This window comes from Pseudomonas sp. NPDC012596, from assembly GCF_042902325.1.
Taxonomy (GTDB): domain Bacteria; phylum Pseudomonadota; class Gammaproteobacteria; order Pseudomonadales; family Pseudomonadaceae; genus Aquipseudomonas.
Map to the genome: position 1 here is coordinate 1 of NZ_JBIBEB010000020.1, position 19066 is coordinate 19066.

The 19066-nt window shown below is 62.5% G+C and carries 21 protein-coding genes; 14 read left to right on the top strand and 7 right to left on the bottom strand.

The window, feature by feature from the left end; all coding sequences use genetic code 11:
• The first annotated feature begins 165 nt into the window (after positions 1-165).
• A complete protein-coding gene (gene aceK / locus ACFY68_RS21390) occupies positions 166-1875 on the top strand; it encodes a bifunctional isocitrate dehydrogenase kinase/phosphatase (protein WP_387531438.1) in 1710 nt (569 codons plus the stop codon).
• Between the two features lie 129 nt (positions 1876-2004).
• On the opposite strand, the gene ACFY68_RS21395 is transcribed toward aceK, so the two are convergent.
• Complete coding sequence (locus ACFY68_RS21395) at positions 2005-2865, bottom strand: DUF6279 family lipoprotein (RefSeq protein WP_387531441.1); 861 nt, start codon at positions 2863-2865, stop codon at positions 2005-2007.
• A gap of 130 nt (positions 2866-2995) precedes the next feature.
• Here ACFY68_RS21395 and ACFY68_RS21400 point away from each other — a divergent pair, with 130 nt between their 5' ends.
• The gene (locus ACFY68_RS21400; protein ID WP_346611625.1) at positions 2996-3832 is read left to right on the top strand and encodes a S1-like domain-containing RNA-binding protein; all 837 of its coding nucleotides are present in this window, start codon (positions 2996-2998) and stop codon (positions 3830-3832) included.
• A gap of 2 nt (positions 3833-3834) precedes the next feature.
• Here the strand turns inward: ACFY68_RS21400 and ACFY68_RS21405 are convergent, their stop codons facing one another.
• Together ACFY68_RS21405 and ACFY68_RS21410 are read right to left on the bottom strand one after the other, a co-directional pair.
• Positions 3835-4215, bottom strand: a complete 381-nt coding sequence (locus ACFY68_RS21405; protein WP_387531444.1) for a hypothetical protein — start codon at positions 4213-4215, stop codon at positions 3835-3837.
• Between the two features lie 194 nt (positions 4216-4409).
• On the bottom strand, positions 4410-5876 hold the full coding sequence (locus ACFY68_RS21410; RefSeq protein WP_387531447.1) for a nitrous oxide reductase family maturation protein NosD: 1467 nt from the start codon (positions 5874-5876) through the stop codon (positions 4410-4412).
• A 244-nt stretch (positions 5877-6120) separates the two neighbouring features.
• Between ACFY68_RS21410 and ACFY68_RS21415 the strand changes: the two genes are divergently transcribed.
• From ACFY68_RS21415 to def, 3 genes are all read left to right on the top strand, one after another.
• Positions 6121-6300 (top strand): CsbD family protein, encoded by a 180-nt coding sequence (locus tag ACFY68_RS21415; RefSeq protein ID WP_346611622.1) that lies wholly within the window; start codon positions 6121-6123, stop codon positions 6298-6300.
• 180 nt (positions 6301-6480) lie between these two features.
• Positions 6481-7434: a YihY/virulence factor BrkB family protein gene (locus ACFY68_RS21420; RefSeq protein WP_346611621.1), complete on the top strand. Its 954-nt coding sequence runs from the start codon at positions 6481-6483 to the stop codon at positions 7432-7434.
• Positions 7431-7967, top strand: a complete 537-nt coding sequence (gene def, locus ACFY68_RS21425; RefSeq protein ID WP_387531451.1) for a peptide deformylase — start codon at positions 7431-7433, stop codon at positions 7965-7967. Before ACFY68_RS21420 ends, def begins: the two co-directional genes overlap by 4 nt.
• Here def and ACFY68_RS21430 read toward each other — a convergent pair.
• A complete protein-coding gene (locus ACFY68_RS21430) occupies positions 7922-8371 on the bottom strand; it encodes a GNAT family N-acetyltransferase (RefSeq protein ID WP_387531454.1) in 450 nt (149 codons plus the stop codon). The genes def and ACFY68_RS21430 overlap by 46 nt on opposite strands.
• Before the next feature lie 276 nt (positions 8372-8647).
• On the opposite strand from ACFY68_RS21430, the gene ACFY68_RS21435 reads away from it, so the two are divergent.
• A complete protein-coding gene (locus ACFY68_RS21435) occupies positions 8648-8905 on the top strand; it encodes a DUF2790 domain-containing protein (protein WP_387531457.1) in 258 nt (85 codons plus the stop codon).
• A gap of 65 nt (positions 8906-8970) precedes the next feature.
• Here the strand turns inward: ACFY68_RS21435 and ACFY68_RS21440 are convergent, their stop codons facing one another.
• Positions 8971-10332 (bottom strand): PLP-dependent aminotransferase family protein, encoded by a 1362-nt coding sequence (locus ACFY68_RS21440; protein WP_387531460.1) that lies wholly within the window; start codon positions 10330-10332, stop codon positions 8971-8973.
• A 76-nt stretch (positions 10333-10408) separates the two neighbouring features.
• Here ACFY68_RS21440 and ACFY68_RS21445 point away from each other — a divergent pair, with 76 nt between their 5' ends.
• From ACFY68_RS21445 to ACFY68_RS21475, 7 genes are all read left to right on the top strand, one after another.
• Complete coding sequence (locus tag ACFY68_RS21445; protein WP_387531463.1) at positions 10409-11374, top strand: threonine dehydratase; 966 nt, start codon at positions 10409-10411, stop codon at positions 11372-11374.
• Positions 11375-11672: 298 nt separating this feature from the next.
• Entirely contained in the window at positions 11673-12005 is a 333-nt protein-coding gene (locus tag ACFY68_RS21450) for a type II toxin-antitoxin system HicB family antitoxin (protein ID WP_387531466.1), read from the top strand.
• Positions 12006-12084: 79 nt separating this feature from the next.
• The gene (locus tag ACFY68_RS21455; protein ID WP_387531469.1) at positions 12085-12729 is read left to right on the top strand and encodes a LysE family translocator; all 645 of its coding nucleotides are present in this window, start codon (positions 12085-12087) and stop codon (positions 12727-12729) included.
• Positions 12730-12861: 132 nt separating this feature from the next.
• Positions 12862-13287: a YybH family protein gene (locus ACFY68_RS21460; protein ID WP_387531472.1), complete on the top strand. Its 426-nt coding sequence runs from the start codon at positions 12862-12864 to the stop codon at positions 13285-13287.
• A gap of 44 nt (positions 13288-13331) precedes the next feature.
• On the top strand, positions 13332-13676 hold the full coding sequence (locus ACFY68_RS21465) for a YciI family protein (protein WP_387531475.1): 345 nt from the start codon (positions 13332-13334) through the stop codon (positions 13674-13676).
• 21 nt (positions 13677-13697) lie between these two features.
• Positions 13698-14183 (top strand): SRPBCC family protein, encoded by a 486-nt coding sequence (locus tag ACFY68_RS21470; protein WP_387531478.1) that lies wholly within the window; start codon positions 13698-13700, stop codon positions 14181-14183.
• On the top strand, positions 14183-15421 hold the full coding sequence (locus ACFY68_RS21475) for an RNA polymerase sigma factor (protein WP_387531481.1): 1239 nt from the start codon (positions 14183-14185) through the stop codon (positions 15419-15421). The genes ACFY68_RS21470 and ACFY68_RS21475 overlap by 1 nt, the downstream gene beginning before the upstream one ends.
• A gap of 112 nt (positions 15422-15533) precedes the next feature.
• Here ACFY68_RS21475 and ACFY68_RS21480 read toward each other — a convergent pair whose 3' ends face one another.
• Together ACFY68_RS21480 and ACFY68_RS21485 are read right to left on the bottom strand one after the other, a co-directional pair.
• Complete coding sequence (locus tag ACFY68_RS21480; RefSeq protein WP_012315672.1) at positions 15534-16004, bottom strand: MaoC family dehydratase; 471 nt, start codon at positions 16002-16004, stop codon at positions 15534-15536.
• Positions 16005-16037: 33 nt separating this feature from the next.
• Entirely contained in the window at positions 16038-16982 is a 945-nt protein-coding gene (locus ACFY68_RS21485) for an alpha/beta hydrolase (protein ID WP_387531485.1), read from the bottom strand.
• A gap of 211 nt (positions 16983-17193) precedes the next feature.
• Here ACFY68_RS21485 and fadD2 point away from each other — a divergent pair, with 211 nt between their 5' ends.
• A complete protein-coding gene (gene fadD2 / locus ACFY68_RS21490; RefSeq protein ID WP_387531488.1) occupies positions 17194-18882 on the top strand; it encodes a long-chain-fatty-acid--CoA ligase FadD2 in 1689 nt (562 codons plus the stop codon).
• The last annotated feature ends 184 nt before the right edge of the window (positions 18883-19066 follow it).

Here is a 19066-nt window from a genome sequence, read left to right on the forward strand (position 1 = left end):
GACGAGGCGAAAACCGCGTCCAAGCCTCAAATGTGTAAACCATGTCCCCGGTTTACTATGTAAACGATGTCTCCGGTCGTACACCCGCGAAAGGGACGGCGCAGGCACCACATCATCAAGAGTCCGGCTAAGCTGTCTATCTCACCCCGCACCGAGGTGTCGCGCATGACCCAGCACTGGCCTGCCGGCGAGATCGCCCGGATGATCCTCGATGGCTTCGACGACTACCGCGAGCATTTTCGCCGCATTACCCTTGGTGCCCGCGAACGCTTCGAGCAGGCGCGCTGGCAGGATATCCAGCGGGCGGCGGCCGCTCGGATCAACCTGTATGAACAGAAGGTCGGCGAGGTCAATGGCTGGCTGCGCGATGCGTTTGATGATGAAGTGCTGCTGGAGGTAGAGCAGTGGCCTTTGGTCAAAAGCGCCTACATACGCCTGATCGACCCACGGCTGGACGATGAGCTGTCCGAGACTTGGTACAACTCGTTGTTCTGCAGCCTGTTCAGCCATGACCAGATCAGCGACGGCTGCATGTTCATTCACACCACGCGGCCGTCGATGCGCAGCCACCAGCGCGCCGCGCAAACTTGCACCTATACCCCCGATGGCAGCCTCAAGGGCCTGTTGCGGGCTATCTTCAATGACTACCCATTTGCCTACGCTGACCTTGAAGGCGACGTGTCACGCCTTGAGGAGCAACTGAAGGGCTGCCTGCCGGACTGGGTGTGCAAGGACCCGGCGCTGGCCGTGGAGCTGTTCGTGCCGGTGCTGTACCGCAACAAGGGCGCCTACCTGGTTGGCCGGCTGTACAACAGTGATGAGCAATGGCCGCTGGTGATCCCGCTGTTGCACCGCGAAGGCCATGGTATCGAGGCCGATGCACTGATCACCGACGAGGCCGAGGTGTCGATCATCTTTTCCTTCACCCGCTCGTATTTCATGGTCGATGTGCCGGTGCCGGCGGAGTTCGTCAACTTTCTCAAACGCATCATCCCGGGCAAGCACATTGCCGAGCTGTATACGTCGATTGGTTTCTACAAACACGGCAAGTCGGAATTCTACCGGGCATTGATCAACCACCTGGCCAACCGCGACGACCGCTTCATCATGGCCCCCGGCGTGCGCGGCATGGTCATGAGCGTGTTCACCCTGCCGGGCTTCAACACCGTGTTCAAGATCATCAAGGACCGCTTCTCGCCGTCGAAGACGGTGGACCGCGCCACGGTGATCGACAAGTACCGCCTGGTGAAGAGCGTCGACCGGGTCGGGCGCATGGCCGATACCCAGGAGTTCGCCGATTTTCGCTTTCCCCTGGCCAAGTTCGAGCCTGAGTGCCTGGCCGAACTGCTGGAGGTGGCGCCGTCCACCGTGGCCCTGGAGGGCGACACGGTGCTGATCCGCCATTGCTGGACCGAACGGCGCATGATCCCGCTCAACCTTTACCTGGAGCAGGCCAGCGAAGCGCAAGTGCTGGAGGCGCTGGAGGATTACGGCCTGGCCATCAAGCAGTTGGCGGCGGCGAACATCTTCCCCGGCGATATGCTGCTGAAGAATTTCGGCGTTACCCGGCATGGCCGCGTAGTGTTCTACGACTATGACGAGATCAGCTACCTGACCGAGGTGAATTTCCGTCATATACCGCCGCCACGCTACCCCGAGGACGAGATGTCGGGCGAGCCGTGGTACTCGATCGGGCCACATGATGTGTTCCCAGAGGAGTTTCCGCCGTTTCTGTTTGCCGACATGGGCCAGCGGCGGCTGTTCAGTCGGTTGCATGGGGAGTTGTATGACGCGGATTACTGGAAAGGGCTGCAGGCGTCGATCCGCGAGGGCAAGGTGATCGATGTGTTCCCGTATCGGCGCAAGGCGCGCTGACTTTGTTGGGTCAATACCGGCCTCTTCGCGGGGCAAGCCCGCTCCCACGGGATCTCCTCAGTCTTTGGGGACAGTGGTTCTTCTGTGGGAGCGGGCTTGTCCCGCGAAGAGGCCGATACTGATTCCCATTTATCCCTTCAGGCACTTGAGCTCGCTGAAGTCCGTGCGCACCTTGGCCAGCCGCTCCTGCAGGTACTGCCGCTGTGCCGGGCTGCTTTGCTGCAGCAGGTCGATCAACAGGCTGCGGGTTTGCTGCTCGCTGTTCTGGAAGGCAACGCGGTATTGCGGCGTCCACAGGCTTTCCTTGCGCTGCAGCAGTTGCTCCAGGCGCGGCTCGAAGCTGGCATCGCCGCGCTGGTTCATGGCCAGTACCAGCTGTTGCTGCCAGTGCGCGCGGTTGGTGATCGACTGGCGGTTCTGGTCGCCTAGCGCCTGTGACCAGGCTTGCACGCGTTGGCGCTGGGCCGCGCTGAGTTCGCCGAACCAGGGCGTCAGGCGCTTTTCCATGCGTTCAGCGCGGCGGGCGATCTGTTTGGGCAGCGGGGTCTCGTCGTACTTCTTCTGCCGCTCGCTGATGTCGTCACGGAACGCCTCGCGCATTTGCGCCACCTGGGTATCACTCATGCCGCGCAGCAGCTCGGTGGCCGACGGGGTGATCGCTTCGGCGACGCGGCCAATCGCCTGGCGGGCCTCGAGCGTACGCTGCTGCAAGGCCTGGTCGGTCACCTGGCCTTCGGCGACCATGTCGCGCACGCGGTCCAGCCAGTCGAGGTAGCCGGGCAGTTGGGTCTTGCAGTGCCAGGCCAGCTGCTGCTTGAGCCGTTTGTCGAGCAGTGTCTTCTGCTCGCGGTTCATGGCCAGATAATCGCTGAGCGACCACGGCACCAGCCGGTCGAGGTTGCGGTAGGCCAGGTCCATGCGGTTGCAGGCCACCAGGGCCAGGGCGAATGCACTGGCGATGAGCAGGGCTTTGGACAGGCGTAGAGGCATGTGCAGGTCCTTGCAGTGGCTGGCCACTCGGTAGACGCAAGGGCACCCCGAGGGTTCCGCCGAATCAGCGGTCGGGCGGCGCGCTGGCTTCAGGTGTAGAATAGCCGCCTTGTCTTGAGGAACATCGGAAATGGCTCTGCTTGGGCGTTACAACAGTTTGCAAATCGTGAAACACGTGGAGTTCGGCCTTTACCTGGACGGCGGCCCCGACGGCGAGATCCTGCTGCCCGGGCGATACATCCCGAAAAATGCCGAAACCGAGGTCGACGACTGGCTTAACGTGTTCATCTACCTGGACAGCGAAGACCAGCTGATCGCCACCACCGAAAAACCCAAGGTGCAGGTGGGCGAGTTCGCCAGCCTCAAGGTCAAGGACATCAACGGTGCGGGTATCTTCCTCGACTGGGGTTTGTCCAAGGACCTGCTGATGCCTTACTCGGAAGAGGCGCGGCCGCTGAAAATCGGCGATTACTGCGTGGTGCACGTCTATCTCGACAAACGCACCCGGCGCATCACCGCCACCTCACGCCTGGACCGTTACCTGGACCGCACCCCGGCCGACTATCAGGTGGGCCAGCCGGTCGAACTGCTGGTGGCCGGCGAGACGCCGATGGGCTTCAAGGCGATCATCAACAACCGCCACTGGGGCCTGATCCACAAGAACGAAATCTTCAAGTTCATGCGTTCGGGCATGCATGAGAAGGGCTATATCAAGGAAGTGCGCCACGACGGCAAGATCGCACTGAGCCTGCAACCGGTTGGCCAGGCGCTGGCCGAGGGGCTGCATGAGCAGATCATGCAACGCCTGGAAGCCGAAGGCGGGGTGTTGCCGGTGTGCGACAAGAGCGACCCGGAAGTGATCAGCCGCATGTTCAACGTCAGCAAGGGCAACTTCAAGAAGGCCATTGGCGCGTTGTTCAAGCAGGGCCGCATCGTCATCCATGACGACCGCATCGAGCGCGCCTGAAGTCAGGCCTGCACGAAGGTGCTGAAATCCAGCTGCTCGCCGCCTGGGCGGGTGTCGCGCAGCAGCGAGTCGCGGTCGGCGCTCAGCGCCAGGCTGATGGTCGAGCGGCGCTTGCCGGCATTGCGCACTTCCATCTGCTCCTGATGGGCCTTGATGAAGTTGGTCGGCACCTTGAGGTGCTGCAGCTCATCAGTCTCGGGGGTGTGCAGCAGCAGGTTGACCCAGTCGGGCTGGCCTTTGCGCAGCAGCGCCACCGGCACCTCGAACCACCACAGGTTGCGTTTGCGGTCGAGGATGGCGAACAGGGTGTTGGCACTGGTGAGCACCGGCTTGGTCAGTGCTTCGTTGCGCCGGGCGATGGCGGCGGGTTTGTCGAGTTTCATGCAGGTTCCTGCGGTGTGACGCTATAAAGGCCTGCATTGTGAGGGGTGGCACGAAGCGGGGCAAGGTTTCCCCCCCCCGCTTTGTCCGGCCCGGCCTCTTCGCGGGGCAAGCCCGCTCCCACAGGTACACTGCAAACCCCAATGATGTCACTGCCCTGCGGGAGCGGGCTTGTCCCGCGAAGAGGGCGGTTGCTTCATCGGCGAACCGGCGGGCTCAGCTCGGAAGTCGCGCCGTCTGCGGTAGTCACAGTAGCCGTGAAGCTGCGCATCCCTCCGGCATTCTCCAGCGCCTGTGCAAACCGCGCCTGCCCATTGGCATCGCTGTTCACCAGCACTTCCCCCAGATACTGCTCCGCTTCAGTCCCCTCAGCGTTGGCATTACCAAACACCTCGATCCGCAACAGGCTCGACGCGGGCCCATGCACTTCGCCGCGCAGCACGTTGCCGTTCAGCCCCAGCAGCCGTGGTGCCTGCTGGTTATGGTTGGGCAGCGGCTGGCACGGTTTGGGTTCGCCCTTGGCATCGCAGATGATCACCTGGTCCTTTTTCGGCAGGTCCGCACCTACCCCGCGCGAGCCCACGTACAGCGCATGGGCCTGGGCCGGCACACCGAACACGATGGCACCGGTGCGTTGATCCGGCACGCACGAGCCACCGGCTTCGCAGCGGCGGATATCCTGGCTGTTGCCCCAGATGCGGTTGCCGGTCAGGCGCGTGGTGGTGACGTCCGGCTCCGGCCGCAGGGCCACGCCGATGCGGTTGCCGTGGATCAGGTTGCCGTCGAGGATGTTGCCCTCGCCGGTGACGCTGACGCCAATCGAATTGCCGCTGAAGGTGTTGGCGCCCAGGTAATTGCGCTTGCCCCAGTTGATCTGCAGGCCGTCGGAGTAGTTCTCGAAGCGGTTGCGCACCACGTTGTTGTCGTTACCCAGCAGAATCTCGATACCCTGGGACGGCTCCGGGTTGGCGGCCGTGGAGCGGAACAGGTTGTCGGCCACCAGGTTGAACGCCGCGCCGCGGGTGAGTTCCAGGCCATCGCCGTTGTCGATCAGCTGGTTGCGCAGCACTTTGTTGTTGTTGGTGGTGGCGGTCGGGTTGCCGGCCCCGTCATCGCCAGTCAGCATGATGCCGGCCCCGCCTTTGTTGGCGACGACGCGGTTGTCTTCGATGACGTTGTTGCTGGCGCGGTTGACCAGGATGCCGATGCAGAAGTTGCGCACTTCCAGGCCGCTCAGGTGCACACCTTGGGTGTCGCGCAATACCAGGCCGGGGTTGGTGGTGGTGCGCACGTTGGTGCCGAACTGGCCGGGCAGGGCGCCGGGGCAGGTGCGCACGCCCTGGTCCTTGATGTAGCCGGAGCCGTCGATGGCGATGTATTGGCCGTCGCGCGCCCAGGACAGGCCTGTGATTCGCACCGGGCCCTTGATTTCCGGCAGCGCGCGGGTCGGGCGGATGACGTACGGCGCCTGGCCAACCGCGGCGATATCGATGCGGTAGTGGCCGGGGTTCTTGTTGCTGGTTTCGATCGCCCAGCGCAAGGTGCCGGGTTGGTCATCATCGCTGTAGCGGTCGACCTTCAAGGTTTCGGTGGCCGGAGCGGCGGCCAGGGCAGGCAGCGGCAGCAGTGGCAGCAAGGCTGCGAGCAGAGGCATCAAACGCATGGTGCGGGTTTCCGTAAGCTGTTGTTTTTATAAGCTGGCAACCGGCGTCGGGTTGCTGTTTGCAGGCGATTCTAGGGGAGCCAGACGGCATTGCGCAGAGGTACGCTGCCGATTCGGTGCGGTATTCGCCCGCAGATTTACCGCTCGGCTTGAGATTGAAAAAATGTTTGAAACTCCTGGCCAAGGCGGCCGGTCCACCTTTTGTCGACACGGATTACGTGTCTCCATTTGCAGGAGATTTGCCATGAGCGGCACTAAAGACAAAGCGAAAGGCCTGGCCAACGAAGCGGTCGGCAACATCAAGCAGGGCGTGGGTAAAGTTACCGACAACGACAAACTGCGTGCAGAGGGCAAAGCCCAGGAACTCAAGGGCGAGGCGCAGCAAGTGAAGGGTGACGTCAAGGATGCTGTGAAGAAGCCTTGATTCTGAAGTGACCGTACCGGCCTCTTCGTTGCAGGGGCGACCTTCGTGTTGCGACACGTAGCCGCCGCTGCAACGAATGCTGGGTAGCTATTTTCTTGTATTGAGGCAGGGAGCAGCACGGCAGCCGCGTGGTCTATTAGACTTCCCTGTTGTACTGATCAAGCGGCGAAAGGAGACGCTATGATTTTTCCCGACCTGGGTGGCCTGCCTTTGCACCGCGTACTGGTGCGTACCGTCACGGAATTTCTCGATGACGAGATGTCCACCTATGCCTCGGCGCTGGCCTACCAGATGCTGTTTTCGTTGTTCCCCTTCCTGCTCTTCCTCATAGCCCTGATCGGCTTCTTGCATTTGCCCGATTTCTTCTCGTGGCTGCGCCTGCAGTCAGAGCTGGTGCTGCCGCCCCAGGCGCTGGAACAGGTGAACCCGGTAATTGACCAGTTGCAGCAGTCCAAAGGCGGATTGCTGTCGGTGGGTATCGTCATCGCCCTGTGGACGGCTTCTGCGGGTGTGCGCCTGATGATGAGCGCAATGAACGCCGCCTACGACGTGCCTGAAGGGCGCCCTGTATGGAAGCGCATTCCACTGTCGATCTTCTACACCATTGGTATCGCCGGCATGTTGCTGGTGGCGGCTGCGCTGATGGTGCTGGGGCCGCAGGTGATGGAGTGGATCGCCGCGCAGATCGGCATGCAGGAGGTCATCGTTACGGTGTGGACCATCCTGCGTTGGCCGGCGATCATCATCCTGATGATGGTGGCGGTGGCGCTGATCTATTACGTGATGCCCGACGTAAAGCAGAAGTTTCGCTTCATTACGCCCGGCTCGGTGCTGGCAGTGGTGGTGTGGATCGTCGCCTCGCTGGGCTTCGCTTATTATGTGAAGACCTTTGCCGACTACAACGCCATGTATGGCAGTATCGGTGCGATCATCGTGCTGTTGCTGTACTTCTACATCTCCGCTGCCGTGCTGTTGCTAGGGGCGGAAATGAATGCAGTGATCGAACACATGTCAGCTGAAGGCAAGGACCCCGGTGAGAAGGATTTCGCGGGTGAAAAACCCAAGGAAACCATCACCGTGCTTGGCCATGAACACCCGGCCGAGCCGCAAACCACCGAGCCGAACCCGCGATGATTCGTGACATTTTAAAGATGGGCGACGAGCGCCTGCTGCGCATCGCCCCGCCAGTGCCCGAGCACCTGATTGGCAGTGCCGAGCTGCGGCAGTTGATCGACGACATGTTCGAAACCATGCGCCATGTCGGCGGCGTCGGCCTGGCCGCGCCGCAGATCGGCATTGACCTGCAGCTGGTAATTTTCGGTTTCGAGCGCAGCGAGCGCTACCCGGATGCCGAGGCAGTGCCGCAGACCATCCTGCTCAACCCGGTGATCACCCCGCTGTCGACCGAGGTAGAGGACGGTTGGGAAGGCTGCCTGTCGGTACCGGGCCTGCGCGGTGTGGTGCCACGTTACAAGCACATTCGGTATGAAGGGCTCGACCCGCAGGGCAACCCGATCGACCGGGTTGCCGATGGCTTCCACGCGCGGGTCGTGCAGCACGAGTGCGACCACCTGGTCGGGCGGCTGTACCCTTCGCGCATCCAGGATTTTGCCAAGTTCGGTTATACCGAAGTGCTGTTCCCAGGTTTGGACGCCAGCGACGACTGACCGCGCGCCATGGCCATCAGGCGTTTGCTGCGCTGGTAGCGCACCAGGCGTGAGGCCAGGGCTTCGGGCAGGCTGCACGCAGGGGTAAAGCCCAGGCGGCGGTAAAAATGCGCAAGGTCCGGGTGGCAGAACAGCCAGGTGCAGCCATCGGCCTGGGCCAATGCTGCTTCTACCAGCTGCGCGGCCACGCCCTGGTTGCGCCATTTTGGCGCTACGAGCAGGCCGGTGAGCCAGTGGCCATCGGTAACCGGGCTCAGGCTCAAGCCGGCAATGATTGCGTCACGGCGGGCTACCCACAGCTCACCATCATTGGCCGCGCGCATGCGCGAGCCGTGCTGTTTGTAAAAATGATTTAACAATCTTCGTTCGAAGTCGGTCAGTGGAGTGCAGAGTAGGGCGGTCATAGGTTTCCAGTCGCCGGCGGCTCTAGCCCAATGTTTTCAGGCCTTCAGACCGCTTCGCTTTGTCGCAGATTGTTGCAAAGGCTGCAAGGGTGAATGTCCGAGTTCGGGGTTCAACTATTGCAGGCCGGGAGTAGAATTTCACCTATCCCCCCTGGCAGTACGACGAAGCGGGATCGGTACTTCGTGTCATCTTCGCAGTTGATGACAACTTCTCCGCGCCATTGACGGCATATGAAGTCAATCGATCAGCTTGATTGCTTTAAAGGCCAAACATCCATGAAACCATTACTGATTCTTGCACTGGTCGGTGTGTCCTCGTTCGCCCTTGCCGATGAGGCCAGACCCGTCTCCAGCGAGCCTGTGGCCCAGCAGTATGACTACAGCATGAACCTGGACATCAAACGGGTGATCAACCTGTCGACCATCCCCAATGTCTGCGAGGTGGTGCCTGCGACCATGACCTATGAAGACCATCAGGGCCAGGTGCACACCATTCAGTACCGCGCCATGGGCGAAGGTTGCCAGCAGGGTTGATAGCCCACCGTCAGCGGCCTCTTCGCGTCGAGCCGTCGCGAAGAAGCTGCTTTCGTCTTCCTCTTTCATTGCTCCAACAGCACCTGGTTTACTACCTCCAGGCCCCGTTTCAGTTGCGCCCGGCTAGCTGCCGCCGACAGGCTGATGCGCACCGCCTGCACCTGCGACGCGCCAATGGCGAACACACTGGCCGGGACGACTTCCACACCCTGCTCGCGGCATTGCCTTACAACTTTCTCCGCACCTTGCGGCGTGGCCAGCCACGCATGGGGGGAAGCCTGGGCCGTGTTCTGCAGCCGCTCGCCGAGCAGCCTTCGCGTCAGGCGCCAGCGCTCGGAAGTCTCCTTGCGCTGCCAGGCCAGTCGCCGCGCTGCTGTGCCGTCTTCGATCCACTGACAGGCGATATGCAGGTTCAGCGGCGACACTGACCAGTGGCTGGCCTGGGCGTGCGGATCGACCTGCGCCAGTACCGTTGGGGTAGCCACCACCCACCCCAGGCGCAGCCCTGCCGCCACTGTCTTGGACAGACTGCTGATAAAAATCCCTTGATTGCCCAGCAGCGAGTACAGCGGCCGGCTGTCGCTGAGCGCGCCATACACATCATCTTCGATTACCAGCAAGCCCAGGCGTCGGACGACCTCGGCAATCGCCTCGCGGCGACCATCATCCATGCAGGCGCCCGTGGGGTTGTGCAGGGTGGGTGTGGTGACCAGCACGCGGGCACCGCTGGCGCGCGCGACCCGGTCCAGGTCATCGGGCCGCAGGCCTTGGTTGTCCAGTGCCACGCCATGCACGGGCAGACGCAGTTGCCGGCAGGCCGCCTTGATGCCTGGTGCGCTCAGGGCTTCGAGCATGACCGGCTCACCCGCCTGGCAGAATGACTGCAGCACCAGTGCCAGCGCCTGCTGGGCACCGCCACACAGCAGCAGCTCGTCCGCCGACAGGGTGAGGCCGCGGTTGGCCAACCAGTGCGCGCCGCGGATTCGCCCCAACAGCAACTGCTCGGGGCCCAGGTAATGATCGAGCAAGCCGCTATCGGGGCGTTGCAGCAGGCTGCGTAAACTGTCGTGCAGATCGAGATTGTGCGGGTCGGCCACCGGTACGTTGGTCGACAGGTCGATCAGCGGCTGTTGCCCATGGTGTTCCTTGATGCGGAACAGGGTTGCTTCCTTGCTGCCCGCCAGCACGTAGGTGCCGCGGCCCACTTCGCCAGCCACCAGGTGCCGAGCGGCAGCTTCGCGGTAGGCCTGCTGGGTGGTACTAGGGTTAAGCCCCAGTTTCCAGGCCAGCCGCCGTTGCGGTGGCAGGCGGTCACCGACCTTGAGCGTGCCGTTTTCGATGGCGCCTGCAATCGCATCGACCAAGGCGAGGTAGCGGGGTTGATCATCATCGACCAGCTGCGGGATCCACACAAAATTGCTACCCATGCAATATAAGGTTGTACCCATACAATGCCCGGCGCTTAGGATCGGATCAACCACATACCGAAGAGGGATGATCGCCATGTTCGACCTTGCAGCCTTGCGCGAAGCCGCCGATTACGTTCACCAGCATGTACCCGCTACCCCACAGCACGCCTGGCCTTTGCTGGCCCAGCGGCTGGGCTGCCAGGTGTGGGTGAAGCACGAGAACCACGCGCCCACCGGCGCATTCAAGGTGCGCGGCGGGTTGGTCTATGTGCGTTCGCTGCTGGCAGGTGGCGAGCCACCCCGCGGGCTGGTGACCGCGACCCGTGGCAATCATGGGCAGAGCATGGCCCTGGCCGCACGCCAGGCTGGCATCCCGCTGGTCATCGTGGTGCCTGAGGGCAACTCCAGGGAGAAAAACGCCGCCATGCGTGCACTCGGTGCCGAGCTGGTGGAGCACGGTGTCGACTTTGACGTGGCCCGCGAGGAGGCGGCCCGGCTGGCAGACGAACTGGGGTATGCCATGGTGCCGTCGTTCCACCCGGAACTGGTGCGCGGCGTGGCCACCTATGCCCTGGAACTGTTCGAAGCCGTGCGCGACCTGGACTGCGTGTACGTGCCGATCGGCATGGGGTCGGGCATCTGCGGGCTGATCCAGGCCCGCAACCTGCTGGGGCTGAAGACCGAAATCGTGGGAGTGGTGTCCAGCGCGGCCGATGCCTATGCGCAAAGCTTCGAGCAGGGCCGTATCGTCACCACCGCCACCGCCGATACTTTCGCCGATGGCATGGCCTGCCGCGTACCGCACCCGCAGGCTTTTGCGCTGGTGCGTGAGCATGCCGCGCGCATCGTACGGGTCACCGACAACGAAGTCGCCGAGGCCATGCGGGTGTATCACGAGGCAACGCACAACACTGCCGAAGGGGCGGGCGCTGCTGCGCTGGCAGCGCTGATGCAGGAGCGCGGGCGGCAAGCGGGCAAGCGGGTGGCTGTGGTGCTCAGTGGCGCGAATGTGGACAGGGCGCGTTATGCGCAGGTTCTGATGAGCGATGAAAAATCCTGAATGAATATCGAGGAATAAGTGCTATCTTAATTTGATAGCATTTTTCGATGAACACTCGATACCGAAAGATTCTCGACGCTATCTCCAGGTCGCCAACCACGTCGTCATTGGCTTTTTCCGAGATTGAAGCACTGGTGCTTCATCTCGGAGGGCAAGTGCTGGAGCGGCAAGGCTCCAGGGTCAAGCTGGTGCTTGGGGACCAATGCTGGAGATGTCATCGCCCCCATCCAGGCAAGGAAGCCAGGCGGTATCAGATTGAAGAGGCCCGCGAATTCTTGCTGCGGGCAGGAGTCAGCCTATGAGTTGCATGCGCTACAAGGGCTATGCCGCCCGAATTGAATACGATGAGCGTGACGATATTTTTGTCGGCCGCGTGCTTGGCATGCGTGACATCATCAGTTTTCACGCAAGTTCCGTCCCCGAACTGCACGAAGCCTTCAGCGAAGCGCTTGAAGACTATCTTGCCGATTGCGCAGAGCAGGGCATCACTCCCGAAAAGCCGGCGTCGGGTAAGGTCATGCTGCGTATCCGGCCTGAAGTCCACGCTGCTGCCAGCATCGCCGCCCGAGCTGCCGGCAAGAGCTTGAACCAGTGGGCGGATGAGGTGTTCGAGCAGGCGGCTTTCGCCTGACCGAACACTTCTTCTTCCAATCCCGCATTTACTCGTGGCAGGCTCTACGGCGGTTAATTGGCCGGTCATCGAGTACTCAATGCCTTTCTCCAACGGTTTTCTCCTCAGCCTGTCCCTGTGCCTCGATATCGGCATTGCCAATATCGCCATGATCACCCTCGCCATGCAGCGCGGCTTTATGCAAGGCTTCTGGCTTGGCCTGGGCACGTGTGTCGGCGACCTGGTCTACGCCATCGCGGCGCTGGCCGGCATGACCGTGCTGCTGCAGTTCGAAAGCGTGCGCTGGGCGTTATGGCTGGGCGGCTCGGCGCTGCTGGTGTGGTTCGCGCTGAAGATGCTGTTGGCGGCGTGGCGTGGCGGGCACATGGAAGCGCGCAGTGAGGTGGTGGTGGAATCGGCCTGGCGCGAATTCTTGCGCGGCATCTTCCTGGCCATGTCGTCACCCACCGCCATTTTGTGGTTCGCCGCTGTCGGCGGTGTACTGATTTCCCGCTCGGGCGGTGGCAGCCTGCTCGATGCCGGGTTGTTCCTGAGCGGCTTTTTCGTCGCCGGCCTGGTCTGGTGCATGAGTATTTGCGGCATTGCCAGCCATGGCGGGCGCTTGCTTGGGGACCGCCTGCTGACCTGGTCGTACCTGCTGTCGGCCGCGATTTTCTGCTATTTCGCGGTGTATGTGATCGTTTCGGGCTACCGTGAATTCATCCTGGTGAGCCCGGCGCCGTAGGCAGGTGGGCCGGGGGAGGACGGCCACCGTCTGTCGACCGTTGTGAGCGTTGTGTCGATTCCCCGCCACCCCGTTCGACCAGTGTCGAAAGCGCCGCAAACCCGGCGCCCCTCAGCACTCGGGAGAACACCCATGAACACTAAAGCCGAAAGCGAAATCCGCCAGTTGATCGACCGCTGGATGCAAGCCGTGCGCGACCGCGATATCCCGGCCATCGTCGCGCCCTATGCCGACGATATCGTCGCCTTCGACGCCATCAAGGAACTCCAATTCAAGGGCAAGGCGGTGTACCAGGCACATTGGGAAATGTGCATGAACATGTGCACCGGCCCGATGATCTTCGAACAGGCCGAACTGACGGTGCACGCCGATGGCGACCTGGGCCTGGCCCACTGGCTCAACCGTTGCGGCCCGTCGGACGACGAGAGCCAGTGCGGTTTCATGCGCGCCACCGTGGCCTATCGCAGGTCAGGCGGCCAGTGGCAGGTGATCCACGAGCACTGGTCGGCGCCGTTCGACATGGAAACCCAGAAAGCACTGTTCGATCTCAAGCCCTGATCGGCTATCGCCAAACGCACTTTGCCAACGCCGTGGAGACGACCATGAAATACCTGTGCCTGGTCTATTGTGACGAAGGGCTGCTGCACAGCCTGCCCGACAGCCCTGAAGACGCCGAATGCATGGCCTACGCCGAAGCGCTGCAGGGTGCCGGGCGCATGCTCGCCGCCGAGGCGCTCAAACCGGTGCAAACCGCTACCACGGTGCGTGTACGCGGTGGCCACATGAGCCTGACCGATGGCCCGTTCGCCGAAACCAAGGAGCAATTGGCGGGCTTTTACCTGGTCGATGCCCGCGACCTCAACGAAGCGCTGAACATCGCCAAGGGTATCCCCGCCGCACGGGTCGGCAGCGTTGAAGTACGGCCGGTGCGCGAACTGCAACCCTGACTGCAACGGAGAACATCAACAATGAGCCTTGCCCAACCTGCGCAAGCGCAGCACGAGTTGTCCATCAGCCGCCTGATCGACGCCCCGCCCCCCAAGGTGTTCCGCGCCTGGGCCGAGCCCGAGTGGCTGATGCAATGGTGGGGGCCGCATGGCATGACCACCCCGGAATGCGAAATGCAACTGTGGGTCGGCGGCCTGTTTCGTACCCTGATGCGTGCGCCCGACGGTACCGAATATCCAACACAGGGCGTGTTCCTGGAGATCGCCGCGCCGCGCCGGCTGGTGTTCACCGACGCCTTCGGGCCCGGCTGGGTACCCTCGGCCAAGGCCTTCATGACCGCGGTAGTGACCTTTGACGAGGAGCAGGGCAAGACCCGCTACACCGCCCGCGCCTGGCACTGGAGCGCCGCCGACAGCCGGGCCCATGAGGAAATGGGCTTTCACCAGGGCTGGGGAGAGAGCCTTGACCGCCTGGTGGAGGTGGTGACCCAGCGGATGCCAGACTAATGACGACGCTGGAGCAGGTGCGCGCCGAGGTCGAGGCGGTGTACCGCCGTGATTCGCGGCGCATCCTGGCCACGCTGATCCGCCTGCTGGGGGATTTCGACCTGGCTGAGGAGGCCATGCACGATGCCTTCTTCATCGCTGTGGAGCGTTGGCAGCTCGAAGGTATCCCCGACAAACCACGCGCCTGGCTGGTGTCGACCGGCCGTTTCAAGGCTATCGACGCGTTGCGCCGGCGTGCGCGTTTCAACCGCTCGCAGGCGGACCTGATCATGCTCATCGAAGGCCAGGGGCAAGACCCCAGTGAAGAAGAACTGCTGGCCGATGACCGCCTGCGGCTGATTTTCACCTGCTGCCACCCGGCCCTGGCGGCGGATGCCCAAGTGCCGCTGACCCTGCGCGAAGTCTGTGACCTGACCACCGAGCAGATCGCCCGTGCTTTTCTGCAGAGCCCAGCGACCATCGCGCAGCGCATCGTCCGCGCCAAGGCGAAGATCCGCGATGCGCGCATCCCCTATCAGGTACCGGAGCTGCATGAGTTGCCTGAACGGCTGGAAAGCGTGCTGCGGGTCATCTACCTGGTGTTCAACGAAGGGTATTCGGCGTCTGCGGGCGAGGCGTTGTTGCAACAGGCATTGAGCGATGAGGCGATCCGCCTTGGACGCTTGCTGGTGCAATTGTTGCCAGACCCGGAAGCCGTCGGCTTGTTGGCATTGATGCTGTTGCAGGCGTCGCGCCAGCGTGCCCGCAGCGATGTGGAAGGCAACCTGGTGCTGCTCGACCAGCAGGATCGCAGCCTGTGGGACCGTGCGCAGATCAGCGAGGGCTGCGAGCTGGTGCGGCTGGCGTTGGGCAGTCGGGCGTTTGGTGCTTACACGTTGCAGGCAGCGATCGCGGCGGTGCATGCCGAGGCGGCCACGGCAGAGGATACGGACTGGGCTGAAATTGTCGGGCTGTACGATGTGCTGCAGCGGCATTGGCCGTCGGCGGTGGTGGCATTGAATCGAGCGGTGGCGCTGGCCAGGCGGGATGGGGCGCAGGCGGGGCTGGCGGAGGTTGAGGCGATTCTGGCAGCGGGCGAGTTGCGCGACTATCACTTGGCGCACGCGGCGCGGGCTGAACTGCATCAGCAGTTGGGGAATCTCGAAGAGGCGCGCAAGGCTTGGCAGCAGGCGTTGGCGCTGACCCAACAGGCGCCAGAGCGGCGGCATATAGAAAAACGCATACAGGCTTTGGAATAAGTCGCTGGTACTGGCCCTATCGCCGGCAAGCCTGCTCCCACAGGTACCCCGTTGCTCTCAAGCTGGGTGGGAGCCGGCTTGCCGCCGACAGGGCCAGTGCTGGCGGAATGCGTCAGCTGGCCACGAAGTTCGGCGGCGACACCAGCTCGACGGTCTGCTGCTTGCGCGGCGCCAGGATCTCGGCTTCACCCTCGACCACCAGCTCATCGTTCTGGTTGTACACATTGGTGGCGATGCGCACCTTGAACTTGGGCAGTTTCTCGAGGATTTCCAGGCGCACGGTCAGCGTGTCGCCGATCTTCACCGGCTTCTGGAAGCTCATCTTCTGGCCCAGGTAGATGGTGCCAGGGCCAGGCAGGGTGCAGGCGACCGCAGCGCTGATCAGCGCGCCGCTGAACATGCCATGGGCGATGCGCTCGCGGAACATGCTCTTGGCGGCGAATTCGGCATCCAGGTGCACCGGGTTGTGGTCACCGGACATCGCGGCGAACAACTGGATGTCGCGCTCTTCAACAGACTTTTCGTAACTGGCTTTCTGGCCGACTTCGAGGGCTTCGTAAGGTGTGTTGGTGACCTGGGTCATTGGCGTTTCCTTGATAGGCGGACAAGGCCGATATCATTCACTGCGGGCAGGGCGGCCAAGGGTCAGCGCCTGCTCCAGCCACGCGAGAATATCGGCGGTGACCTCGTCCCGATTGAGTTCGTTGAGCACTTCGTGCCGCGCCTCAGGATAGACGCGCAGCTGTACATGTCGATTGCCGGTCGCGCGCAGGGCGTCGGCCAGATGGGTGAGACGCTTGCCGGCACTCACCGGATCACATTCGCCGCCAATTACCAGCAAAGGCAGGTTCGGGTCGATCTGCGCCAGGTTCCTTTTCTGGCTGATCTGCGCCAGCCCGTGAAGCAGGTCGAGCCATAGCTGGTTGCTGCAGCGAAAGCCGCACAACGGGTCGCTGACGTACTTGTCCACCTCTTCAGGGCTGCGGCTGAGCCAGTCGAAGGCGGTGCGGTTGGGTTTGAACGCCTTGTTGAACGAGCCGAACGACAGCCACTCGATCAGCGCGCTTTTGCCCTGGGGGCCTTGGCGCCAGGCTTCCAGCCGGGCAACCAGGCGTGCCGTGCGGTAAAGCGCCGCGGGCTGGAAGTTGGAGCCGCTGAGGATCGCGCCGTGCAGGCTGGCGCTGTGGTGCATCAGGTAGGCTTGGGCGATGTAGCTGCCCATGCTGTGGCCGAACAGAAACAGCGGCGTGCAGGGGTACTGCTGGCCGATGTGCTGGGCCAGCACGCCGAGGTCATTGACCACGGCATTCCAGCCATGTTGCCGGGCAAACAGGCCGAGGCTGCCCAGTTCGGCGGTGCGGCCGTGGCCGCGCAGGTCTGGGGCCAGCAGGGCGTAGCCAGCAGCGCTCAGGGCCTGGCCCAGGTGCTGGTAGCGCCCTGCATGTTCGGCCATGCCGTGCGCCAGCAGCACCACGGCCTTGACCGGCGTGGCCGGCAACCATTGGTGCACATACAGGCTGCAGTGCTCGCTGGCGGGCAGCCAGAAGGCGTCATGTGGCATGGCGGATCCTTTGCTCTCAGGGCTATGCGCTCAGTGTATGCACAAGCGCCCGGATTGCAGGAAGGGCACAAATAAGATTCACAATGTTAATGGCGGCACTTGGCGTATATGCCACCTGGGGCTTACCTGCTAACGTCGGTGCAACGCCTTTTTGCCATCAGGCAAAGGGATTACAGGCTCAGAGCGGGTTTAGGCAGAGGAACAATAATAAATGCAAGCCGACTTCTGGAATGACAAACGCCCGGCGGGCGTACCTTCCACCATCGACATTCATGCGTACACCTCGGTTGTCGAGGTATTCGAGCGCTCCTGCAAGCGCTTCGCCGATCGCCCGGCGTTCAGCAACCTGGGCAGGACCCTGACCTACGCCGAGCTCGACCGCCTTTCCGCAGCCTTTGCTGCCTGGCTGCAACAGCATACCGGCCTGGTGCCGGGCGACCGCATTGCCGTGCAGATGCCCAACGTGCTGCAGTACCCGATAGCCGTGTTCGGCGCCTTGCGTGCCGGCCTGATCGTGGTCAACACCAACCCGCTGTATACCGAGCGCGAGATGCGCCACCAGTTCAAGGATTCAGGTGCCCGTGCCCTGGTGTACCTGAACATGTTCGGCAAGCGCGTGCAGGAGGTGCTGCCCGATACCAGCATCGAGTACCTGATCGAGGCGAAGATGGGCGACCTGCTGCCTACCGCCAAGGGCTGGCTGATCAACACCGTGGTCGACAAGGTGAAAAAGATGGTGCCGGCCTATCACCTGCCGCAGGCCATCGCGTTCAAGCAGGTACTGCGCGACGGCCGGGCGTTGAGCCACAAGCCGGTCGCGCTCAGCCTCGACGACATCGCCGTGCTGCAGTACACCGGCGGCACCACGGGCCTGGCCAAGGGCGCCATGCTGACCCACGGCAACCTGGTGGCCAACATGCTGCAGGTGCTTGCGTGCTTCTCGCAGCATGGCCCGGACGGGCAGAAGCTGATCAAGGAAGGCCAGGAGGTCATGATCGCGCCGCTGCCGCTGTACCACATCTATGCCTTCACCGCGAACTGCATGTGCATGATGGTCACGGGCAACCACAACGTGCTGATCACCAACCCGCGTGATATCCCCGCCTTCATCAAGGAGTTGGGCAAGTGGAGGTTCTCGGCGTTGCTGGGGTTGAACACGCTGTTCGTGGCACTGATGGATCACCCAGGCTTCCGCCAGCTGGACTTCTCTGCGCTCAAGGTCACCAACTCTGGCGGTACGGCACTGGTCAAGGCCACCGCCGAACGCTGGGAAAGCCTCACGGGTTGCCGCATCGTCGAAGGTTACGGGCTGACCGAAACCTCGCCGGTCGCCAGCACCAACCCTTACGGCCAGTTGGCGCGGCTTGGCACGGTGGGCATACCGGTCGCCGATACCGCATTCAAGGTCATCGACGATGACGGCAACGAGCTGCCGCTGGGCGAGCGGGGCGAGCTGTGCATCAAAGGGCCGCAGGTGATGAAGGGCTACTGGCAGCAACCCGAAGCCACCGCCCAGTGCCTGGATGCGCAGGGCTGGTTCAAGACCGGTGATATTGCCGTGATCGACCCTGACGGCTTCACCCGTATCGTTGACCGCAAGAAGGACATGATCATCGTCTCGGGTTTCAACGTATACCCCAACGAAATCGAAGACGTGATCATGGGGCACCCGCAGGTGGCCAACTGCGCTGCCATCGGCGTGCCGGACGAGCGTTCGGGCGAGGCGGTGAAGTTGTTCGTGGTAGCGCGCGAGGGCGGGCTGAGCGTCGATGAGCTCAAGGCTTATTGCAAGGCCAATTTCACCGGCTACAAGGTGCCCAAGCACATCGTGCTGCGCGAGTCGTTGCCGATGACGCCGGTGGGCAAGATCCTGCGGCGCGAGTTGCGCGATATCGCGTAAGCCAGCTTCCTGCTCCAAGCTGCGAGTAAAGTTGCGCGCGTCGCTCTAACTCGCAGCTTGCAGCTCGAATCTCGAAGCTTTAAGTTAAATACTCTAAAAATGACTTGTATTGTTCATTGAGTCATTTTTATGACCGCAAGGCCTGGTTTGGCCTCTAGGCGACCCTCGGCAAAGCTGTTACGCT

What these genes read in the sequence shown, in the direction of transcription:
- aceK (WP_387531438.1), top strand. Translation starts at nt 166, where the DNA reads ATGACCCAGCACTGGCCTGCCGGCGAGATCGCCCGGATGATCCTCGAT.
- ACFY68_RS21395 (WP_387531441.1), bottom strand. Translation starts at nt 2,865, where the DNA reads ATGCCTCTACGCCTGTCCAAAGCCCTGCTCATCGCCAGTGCATTCGCC.
- ACFY68_RS21400 (WP_346611625.1), top strand. Translation starts at nt 2,996, where the DNA reads ATGGCTCTGCTTGGGCGTTACAACAGTTTGCAAATCGTGAAACACGTG.
- ACFY68_RS21405 (WP_387531444.1), bottom strand. Translation starts at nt 4,215, where the DNA reads ATGAAACTCGACAAACCCGCCGCCATCGCCCGGCGCAACGAAGCACTG.
- ACFY68_RS21410 (WP_387531447.1), bottom strand. Translation starts at nt 5,876, where the DNA reads ATGCGTTTGATGCCTCTGCTCGCAGCCTTGCTGCCACTGCTGCCGCTG.
- ACFY68_RS21415 (WP_346611622.1), top strand. Translation starts at nt 6,121, where the DNA reads ATGAGCGGCACTAAAGACAAAGCGAAAGGCCTGGCCAACGAAGCGGTC.
- ACFY68_RS21420 (WP_346611621.1), top strand. Translation starts at nt 6,481, where the DNA reads ATGATTTTTCCCGACCTGGGTGGCCTGCCTTTGCACCGCGTACTGGTG.
- def (WP_387531451.1), top strand. Translation starts at nt 7,431, where the DNA reads ATGATTCGTGACATTTTAAAGATGGGCGACGAGCGCCTGCTGCGCATC.
- ACFY68_RS21430 (WP_387531454.1), bottom strand. Translation starts at nt 8,371, where the DNA reads ATGACCGCCCTACTCTGCACTCCACTGACCGACTTCGAACGAAGATTG.
- ACFY68_RS21435 (WP_387531457.1), top strand. Translation starts at nt 8,648, where the DNA reads ATGAAACCATTACTGATTCTTGCACTGGTCGGTGTGTCCTCGTTCGCC.
- ACFY68_RS21440 (WP_387531460.1), bottom strand. Translation starts at nt 10,332, where the DNA reads ATGGGTAGCAATTTTGTGTGGATCCCGCAGCTGGTCGATGATGATCAA.
- ACFY68_RS21445 (WP_387531463.1), top strand. Translation starts at nt 10,409, where the DNA reads ATGTTCGACCTTGCAGCCTTGCGCGAAGCCGCCGATTACGTTCACCAG.
- ACFY68_RS21450 (WP_387531466.1), top strand. Translation starts at nt 11,673, where the DNA reads ATGAGTTGCATGCGCTACAAGGGCTATGCCGCCCGAATTGAATACGAT.
- ACFY68_RS21455 (WP_387531469.1), top strand. Translation starts at nt 12,085, where the DNA reads ATGCCTTTCTCCAACGGTTTTCTCCTCAGCCTGTCCCTGTGCCTCGAT.
- ACFY68_RS21460 (WP_387531472.1), top strand. Translation starts at nt 12,862, where the DNA reads ATGAACACTAAAGCCGAAAGCGAAATCCGCCAGTTGATCGACCGCTGG.
- ACFY68_RS21465 (WP_387531475.1), top strand. Translation starts at nt 13,332, where the DNA reads ATGAAATACCTGTGCCTGGTCTATTGTGACGAAGGGCTGCTGCACAGC.
- ACFY68_RS21470 (WP_387531478.1), top strand. Translation starts at nt 13,698, where the DNA reads ATGAGCCTTGCCCAACCTGCGCAAGCGCAGCACGAGTTGTCCATCAGC.
- ACFY68_RS21475 (WP_387531481.1), top strand. Translation starts at nt 14,183, where the DNA reads ATGACGACGCTGGAGCAGGTGCGCGCCGAGGTCGAGGCGGTGTACCGC.
- ACFY68_RS21480 (WP_012315672.1), bottom strand. Translation starts at nt 16,004, where the DNA reads ATGACCCAGGTCACCAACACACCTTACGAAGCCCTCGAAGTCGGCCAG.
- ACFY68_RS21485 (WP_387531485.1), bottom strand. Translation starts at nt 16,982, where the DNA reads ATGCCACATGACGCCTTCTGGCTGCCCGCCAGCGAGCACTGCAGCCTG.
- fadD2 (WP_387531488.1), top strand. Translation starts at nt 17,194, where the DNA reads ATGCAAGCCGACTTCTGGAATGACAAACGCCCGGCGGGCGTACCTTCC.